This window comes from Pseudomonas sp. FW305-3-2-15-E-TSA4 (genome assembly GCF_058787295.1).
Window position 1 is genome coordinate 274,119 of record NZ_JBYSZP010000009.1, and the last position, 6,047, is coordinate 280,165.

7 protein-coding genes are annotated in these 6,047 nt (G+C 60.1%); 6 read left to right on the plus strand and 1 reads right to left on the minus strand.

Going from position 1 to position 6,047, the window contains the following annotated elements:
* Nucleotides 1–17: 17 nt before the first annotated feature.
* The 6 genes from AC3WMV_RS15025 to AC3WMV_RS15050 all read left to right on the plus strand — a co-directional run bounded on the left by AC3WMV_RS15025 (nucleotide 18) and on the right by AC3WMV_RS15050 (nucleotide 5,371).
* Nucleotides 18–1,085, plus strand: a complete 1,068-nt coding sequence (locus AC3WMV_RS15025; protein WP_103368932.1) for an ABC transporter substrate-binding protein — start codon at nucleotides 18–20, stop codon at nucleotides 1,083–1,085.
* A 176-nt stretch (nucleotides 1,086–1,261) separates the two neighbouring features.
* Nucleotides 1,262–2,068 (plus strand): alkaline phosphatase family protein, encoded by an 807-nt coding sequence (locus AC3WMV_RS15030; protein ID WP_103368933.1) that lies wholly within the window; start codon nucleotides 1,262–1,264, stop codon nucleotides 2,066–2,068.
* Between the two features lie 5 nt (nucleotides 2,069–2,073).
* The gene (locus tag AC3WMV_RS15035) at nucleotides 2,074–2,910 is read left to right on the plus strand and encodes an ABC transporter permease (protein WP_163005303.1); all 837 of its coding nucleotides are present in this window, start codon (nucleotides 2,074–2,076) and stop codon (nucleotides 2,908–2,910) included.
* Nucleotides 2,897–3,697, plus strand: a complete 801-nt coding sequence (locus AC3WMV_RS15040; RefSeq protein ID WP_007965346.1) for an ABC transporter permease — start codon at nucleotides 2,897–2,899, stop codon at nucleotides 3,695–3,697. Before AC3WMV_RS15035 ends, AC3WMV_RS15040 begins: the two co-directional genes overlap by 14 nt.
* Nucleotides 3,694–4,683, plus strand: a complete 990-nt coding sequence (locus AC3WMV_RS15045) for an ABC transporter ATP-binding protein (RefSeq protein ID WP_103368934.1) — start codon at nucleotides 3,694–3,696, stop codon at nucleotides 4,681–4,683. Before AC3WMV_RS15040 ends, AC3WMV_RS15045 begins: the two co-directional genes overlap by 4 nt.
* A gap of 34 nt (nucleotides 4,684–4,717) precedes the next feature.
* Complete coding sequence (locus tag AC3WMV_RS15050) at nucleotides 4,718–5,371, plus strand: HAD family hydrolase (RefSeq protein WP_103368935.1); 654 nt, start codon at nucleotides 4,718–4,720, stop codon at nucleotides 5,369–5,371.
* A gap of 106 nt (nucleotides 5,372–5,477) precedes the next feature.
* Here the strand turns inward: AC3WMV_RS15050 and AC3WMV_RS15055 are convergent.
* Nucleotides 5,478–6,047, minus strand: a 570-nt coding sequence (locus AC3WMV_RS15055) for a transposase (RefSeq protein ID WP_492561393.1), incomplete at its 5' end; no start/stop codon positions are given.

The window sequence follows — 6,047 nt, forward strand, 5'->3', positions numbered from 1 at the left end:
GACCAAGGAGCTTCGGAATGAAACAGCTTTTCCTGGCAACACTGTTAGGCTCGACCATTGCAATGTGCACCGGCGCCATGGCGGCGGGTACCGACCTGAAAACCCTCGAAGCCGCTGCGAAAGCGGAAGGCGCCGTCAACAGCGTCGGCATGCCCGATGACTGGGCCAACTGGAAAGGCACCTGGGAAGACCTGGCCAAAACCTACGGCCTGAAACACATCGACACCGACATGAGCTCGGCCCAGGAAATCGCCAAGTTTGCCGCCGAAAAAGACAACGCCACTGCCGACATCGGCGACGTCGGTGCCGCCTTCGGCCCGATCGCGGTCAAGCAAGGCGTGGTGCAACCGTACAAGCCAAGCACCTGGGATCAAGTCCCGGACTGGGCCAAGGACAAGGACGGCAACTGGGCACTGGCCTACACCGGCACCATCGCCTTCATCGTCAACAAGAAGCTGCTGCACGGCTCCGAAGTGCCAACCAAATGGGCCGACCTCAAGGGCGGCAAATACAAGGTTTCCATCGGTGACGTGAGCACCGCTGCGCAAGCCGCCAACGGCGTACTGGCCGCTGCCCTGGCCAACGGTGGCGACGAGAAAAACATCCAGCCGGCCCTGTTGCTGTTTGCAGACATCGCCAAGCAAGGTCGCCTGTCGATGGCCAACCCGACCATCGCCACCATGGAAAAAGGCGAGATCGAAGTCGGCGTGGTCTGGGACTTCAACGGCCTGAGCTACAAGGCCAAGATGGCCAACCCGGATGACTACGTGGTGCTGATCCCGTCGGATGGCTCGGTGATTTCCGGCTACACCACCATCATCAACAAGTACGCGAAAAACCCGAACGCCGCCAAGCTGACCCGCGAATACATCTTCAGCGACGCCGGCCAGACCAACCTCGCCCGCGGCAATGCTCGTCCGATCCGTGCCGAGCACCTGCAACTGCCGGAAGACGTGAAGGCCAAGCTGCTGCCGAACGAGCAGTACAAGAAGGTCACGCCGATCAAGGACGCCGACGCCTGGGAAAAAACCTCCAAGGCCCTGCCGCAGAAGTGGAACGAAGAAGTCATCGTAGAGATGAAGTAATCCTGTAAATCCCCACTGCTGGATCCATTGGAGATCCAAATGTGGGAGCGGGCTTGCTCGCGAATGCGGTGGATCAGTCATCTATCGACTGACACTCCGCCTTCGCGAGCAAGCCCGCTCCCACAGGGGGTCCAGGTTGAATTTGAATTTCCTGTTTTCGCGGAGTTTTTGCCCCTATGAAGCACAACGTCATCCTTGTCGTGCTCGACGGTCTCAATTACGAGGTCGCGCGTCACGCCATGGGGCATCTGCAGGCTTACGTTGGCGCAGGACGCGCCGCGCTCTATCAGTTGGAGTGCGAGTTGCCAGCCCTGTCCCGACCGCTTTACGAATGCATCCTTACCGGCGTGCCGCCGATCGACAGCGGCATCGTCCACAACAACGTTGCGCGCCTGTCCAACCAGCGCAGCATCTATCACTACGCCCGCGACGCCGGCCTGAAAACCGCCGCAGCGGCCTATCACTGGGTCAGCGAGCTGTACAACCGCTCACCGTTCCTAGCGGCCCGCGACCGTCATACCGACGATCCAGCGTTACCGATCCAGCACGGGCATTTCTACTGGAGTGACCACTACCCGGATTCGCACCTGTTCGCCGACGCGGAACACCTGCGCCTGCGCCATGCGCCGAACTTCCTGCTGATCCACCCGATGAACATCGACGACGCCGGGCACAAGCATGGCCTCGACTCTTCGCAGTACCGCAATAGCGCACGCTCGGCGGACATCATCCTCGCCGACTACCTGCAAGGCTGGCTCGACGCGGGTTATCAGGTGCTGGTGACTGCCGATCACGGCATGAACAACGACCGCTCGCACAACGGCCTGCTGCCGGAAGAACGCCAGGTGCCGCTGTTCGTCCTCGGCGACGCGTTCAGCCTGAATGCTGACGCCGCGCCGAAGCAGACCGAGATCTGCGGCACCGTCTGCGAACTGCTCGGCGTACCCCACGACAAACCTGTGTGCCGGGAGCTGCTCAAGTGAATGCCATGACTCGCGGCAAATGGCTGGCGGCCCTGTGTCTGGTGCCGTTCGCGCTGTTCTTTATCGTGTTCGAAATCGCCCCGCTGGTCTGGGTGATGATCAACAGCCTGCAATCGGAAGAGTTCGGCTGGGGCTTCGCCAACTTCAGCAAGATCTTCAGCTCGAAGTTCTATTTGCAGGCGATTCAGTACAGCCTGGAGATCAGTTTCTGGTCGAGCGTATTCGGCATCATCATCGCCGTGCTCGGTGCGTATTCGTTGCGCCGGGTCGACTCGAAACTGCGCAACTTCGTGAATGCCTTCGCCAACATGACCAGCAACTTCGCGGGGGTGCCGCTGGCGTTCGCGTTCATCATCCTGCTCGGCTTCAACGGCAGCATCACCATCATGCTCAAGCAGGCCGGGATCATTCAGGACTTCAACCTGTACTCGAAAACCGGTCTGATCATCCTCTACACCTACTTCCAGATTCCCCTCGGCGTGCTGCTGCTGTACCCGGCTTTCGACGCCTTGCGTGAAGACTGGCGCGAATCCGCTGCGCTGCTCGGCGCCAACGGCTGGCAGTTCTGGCGCCACATCGGTCTGCCGGTGCTGACCCCGGCCCTGCTCGGCACTTTCGTGATCCTGCTGGCCAACGCCCTCGGCGCCTACGCCACGGTGTACGCCTTGACCACCGGTAACTTCAACGTGCTGCCGATCCGCATTGCGGCGATGGTTTCCGGGGACATTTCCCTCGATCCGAATCTGGCCAGCGCCCTGGCTGTGGTGCTGGTGGCGTTGATGACCATTGTCACCGTCGTGCATCAACTGCTGCTGAAGAGGAGCTACCATGTCTCGCGCTGAATCCGGCCCGGCCGGCGTCTACCACCGCGTCGTGGTCTACTTGTTGTTCGCGATCCTGCTGCTGCCGCTGGTGGGTACGCTGATCTACTCGATTGCCAGCAGCTGGTCGGCGACCATCCTGCCCAGCGGTTTCACTTTCAAGTGGTACCTCCAGTTGTGGAGCGATCCGCGCTTTCTGCATGCCTTCGGCCAGTCGCTGCTGGTGTGCGTCGGCGCGCTGGTGCTGTCGGTGGTGCTGATCCTGCCCCTGCTGTTCGTGGTGCATTACCACTTCCCGAAACTCGATGCGCTGATGAACATCCTGATCCTGCTGCCCTTCGCGGTGCCGCCGGTGGTGTCGTCGGTGGGTCTGTTGCAACTGTACGGTTCCGGGCCGCTGGCGATGGTCGGCACACCGTGGATCCTGATCGGTTGCTACTTCACCGTGGCGCTGCCGTTCATGTACCGGGCGATCACCAACAACCTGCAGGCGATCAACCTGCGCGATCTGATGGACGCCGCGCAACTGCTCGGCGCCAGCACCTTTCAGGCGGCATTTCTGGTGGTGCTGCCGAACCTGCGCAAGGGCCTGATGGTCGCGTTGCTGCTGTCGTTCTCGTTCCTGTTCGGTGAGTTCGTGTTCGCCAACATCCTCGTCGGCACGCGCTACGAAACCCTGCAGGTGTACCTGAACAACATGCGCAACAGCAGCGGCCACTTCACCAGTGCGCTGGTGATCTCGTACTTCTTTTTCGTGCTGGTCCTGACCTGGATCGCCAACATCTTGAACAAGGACAAAAGCGAATGAGCTATGTCAGCGTCCAACACCTGCAGAAAAACTACGCGGGCACGACCGTGTTCAGCGACATCAACTGCGAAATCAACAAGGGCGAATTCGTCACCCTGCTCGGCCCTTCCGGTTGCGGCAAGTCCACGCTGCTGCGCTGCATAGCCGGGCTGACGCCGGTGGATGGCGGCAAAATCCTGCTTGATGGCGTCGACATCGTGCCGCTGAGCCCGCAGAAACGCGGGATCGGCATGGTGTTCCAAAGCTACGCGCTGTTCCCCAACATGACCGTCGAACAGAACGTCGCCTTCGGCCTGCGCATGCAAAAGGTCAACTCGGACGACAGCCACAAACGTGTCGCCGAGGTGCTGAAAATGGTTGAGCTCAACGACTTCGCCAGCCGTTATCCGCATCAGCTCTCCGGCGGCCAGTGTCAACGCGTGGCCCTCGCCCGCTCGCTGGTGACCCGTCCACGCCTGTTACTGCTGGATGAACCGCTGTCGGCGCTGGATGCGCGTATCCGCAAACACCTGCGTGAACAGATCCGACAGATCCAGCGCGAACTCGGCCTGACCACGATTTTCGTCACCCACGACCAGGAAGAAGCATTGACCATGTCCGACCGGATTTTCCTGATGAACCAAGGGAAGATCGTGCAGAGCGGCGATGCCGAAACCCTCTACACCGCACCGGTCGATGTCTTCGCCGCAGGCTTCATCGGCAACTACAACTTGCTTGACGCCGACAGCGCCTCGAAGCTGTTGCGACGGCCGATCAACCACCGCATCGCGATTCGCCCGGAAGCCATCGAGCTGAGCCTCAACGGCGAACTCGATGCACAGATCCGCAGCCACAGCCTGCTCGGTAACGTGATCCGCTATCGAGTCGAGGCGCGTGGCGTGGAACTGGTGGTGGACGTGCTCAACCGCTCGGCGGCGGATCTGCATCCCGACGGTCAGCGTCTGGCGCTTTCCATCGATCCGACGGCCCTGTGTGAGGTAGCCTGATGACTTTGCTGACGTTGAAGAGAGAACTGCACTGATGGCCCTGGCAATTTTTGATCTGGACGAAACCCTGATCCACGGCGACTGCGCCACCCTCTGGAGCGAGCAGATGGGGCGCCTGGGCTGGGTCGATCCCGAGTCGTTCATGCGCAAGAACAACGAACTGATGGACGCTTACAGCCATGGCAAATTGCGCATGGAAGAATTCATGGCGTTCAGCCTCGAACCCATGGTCGGCCGTACCCCGGAGGAAGTCGAACACCTGGTCGGCCCGTGGGTGGAAGACTTCATCGAACCGATCATCTTCAGCGACGCGACCAAAACCATCGCCGCCCACCGCAAGGCCGGCGACCGGATTCTGGTGATCTCGGCTTCCGGCACGCACCTGGTCAAACCGATCGCCGAGCGCCTGGGCATCGACGAAATTCTCGGCATCGAACTGGAAGTCGCGCACGGTGTTTACACTGGCCAGACCGTCGGCACGTTGACCTACCGCGAAGGCAAGATCACTCGCCTGCTGGAATGGCTGGACGCCGAGGAAGAGAATCTGGAAGGCGCGAGTTTCTACTCCGACTCACGCAATGACTTGCCGTTGCTGCTGAAGGTGGATTTCCCGCATGTGGTGAATCCGGATCCGGTGCTGCTGGAGCATGCCGAAAAAGCAGGCTGGCCGATCCATCTCTGGAAATAACCAAAGATCCAGATATGGATTATTGACTGTGGCAAGGGAGCTTGCCGAAAAATCCGGCTAAACATCGATCCAAATGTGGGAGCAACTGTCTTACTGCCACCGTTCGTCACCGCCACTCTGTGCCGTCTCGCAGCATGGCATTCAGTCTGATCAGCAGTATTCGCATACAGGCGATGAGCGCGACTTTCGCGCTCTTGCCCCGTTCTCTTAAGGATTCATAACGGGCCTTGAAGTCGGCCTGGCAACGGATAACGACCCAGCACGACATGTAAAGCGCACGTCTGACGCGCGCTCTCCCTCCGTAAATCTGACGCTTTCCGCTGTGATTACCGCTGTCGTCGTTATAGGGGGCGATTCCCGCCAGTGCGGCGATCTCCCTGCGATCCAGCTCGCCGAGTTCGGGTAGATAAACCAACAAGCTGGCGGTCGCCACAGTGCCGATGCCTTTGACGGAGATAAGCCGATCGGCTTTTTCCGCATCCAGCTCACGCATGCTTTGATCGATGGCTTTGCCGAGCTGCTTGATCTGGGTTTGCAGGTAGCGAATATGGTCCCTGATCGCCTCTACAACCGCAGGCAACTGGGCCTGCTGCAGCCGGCGCTTGTTGTCGTCGCGCTGCTGGACGAAGTGCTCGCGTAATTGAATCAACTCGCGCAGGGCTTCACGCTCAGGCGA

Coding starts and splice junctions, on each gene's coding strand:
- AC3WMV_RS15025 (WP_103368932.1), top strand. CDS start 18: ATGAAACAGCTTTTCCTGGCAACACTGTTAGGCTCGACCATTGCAATG.
- AC3WMV_RS15030 (WP_103368933.1), top strand. CDS start 1,262: ATGAAGCACAACGTCATCCTTGTCGTGCTCGACGGTCTCAATTACGAG.
- AC3WMV_RS15050 (WP_103368935.1), top strand. CDS start 4,718: ATGGCCCTGGCAATTTTTGATCTGGACGAAACCCTGATCCACGGCGAC.
- AC3WMV_RS15040 (WP_007965346.1), top strand. CDS start 2,897: ATGTCTCGCGCTGAATCCGGCCCGGCCGGCGTCTACCACCGCGTCGTG.
- AC3WMV_RS15035 (WP_163005303.1), top strand. CDS start 2,074: ATGACTCGCGGCAAATGGCTGGCGGCCCTGTGTCTGGTGCCGTTCGCG.
- AC3WMV_RS15045 (WP_103368934.1), top strand. CDS start 3,694: ATGAGCTATGTCAGCGTCCAACACCTGCAGAAAAACTACGCGGGCACG.